The organism is Amycolatopsis thailandensis, assembly GCF_002234405.1.
GTDB classification, from domain to species: Bacteria; Actinomycetota; Actinomycetes; order Mycobacteriales; family Pseudonocardiaceae; genus Amycolatopsis; species Amycolatopsis thailandensis.
In genome coordinates, this window is sequence record NZ_NMQT01000234.1 from 1 (window position 1) to 662 (window position 662).

The following is a 662-nucleotide window of genomic DNA, read 5'->3' on the forward strand; positions in this document are numbered from 1 at the left end:
TCACCGCGCCACCCACCCTACCCCTACCCTACGCTCTTCCGATCCCGCGACGGCCTCCTCGTCGTCGAGCAGCAGCGGTGGCATCGCCGCGCCCGCGCCCAGCCGGTAGCCACCTTCAGAACCTCGCGAGGCTTCGACGGGGTAACCGAGTTCGCGCAGCCTGTCGATGTCGCGGCGGATGGTCCGAGGGCTGACCTCCAGCCGGTCGGCGAGCTCGCTGCCAGGCCACTCGCGAGGGGTCTGCAAGAGCGACAGCAGGCTGAGCAGCCGGGCGGGCGTGTCCGTCATACCGCAAGGATGCCCCGTACAAAGGACAGGGGATGGCCTATTTCGGGTGAGCCGCGCGACCTTTGTTTGATTGAACTTGCACGGCTGTGCATAATCATACGTATGACGGTGAAGATCGCGGTGGCCGGAGCCAGCGGGTACGCGGGCGGCGAACTCCTGCGCCTGCTGCTGACCCATCCCGAAATCCAGATCGGCGCGCTCACCGCGGCCAGCTCCGCGGGGACGCCACTCGTCCAGCACCAGCCGCACCTCGCGCCGCTGGCCGACCGTGTCCTCCTGGAGACGACTCCGGAAACCCTGGCCGGGCACGACGTCGTGTTCCTCGCCCTGCCGCACGGCCACTCCGGTGCCATCGCCGCCCAGCTCGGCCCGGA

General features: G+C 69.0%; 2 pseudogenes. One reads left to right on the forward strand and one right to left on the reverse strand.

The annotated features are described in order from the left end of the window. Positions 1–45 precede the first annotated feature (45 nt). Positions 46–288, reverse strand: a pseudogene (locus CFP71_RS41895) (helix-turn-helix transcriptional regulator); the annotation flags it as partial. 102 nt (positions 289–390) lie between these two features. Here CFP71_RS41895 and CFP71_RS41900 point away from each other — a divergent pair. Further along, positions 391–662, forward strand: a pseudogene (locus CFP71_RS41900) (N-acetyl-gamma-glutamyl-phosphate reductase); the annotation flags it as partial.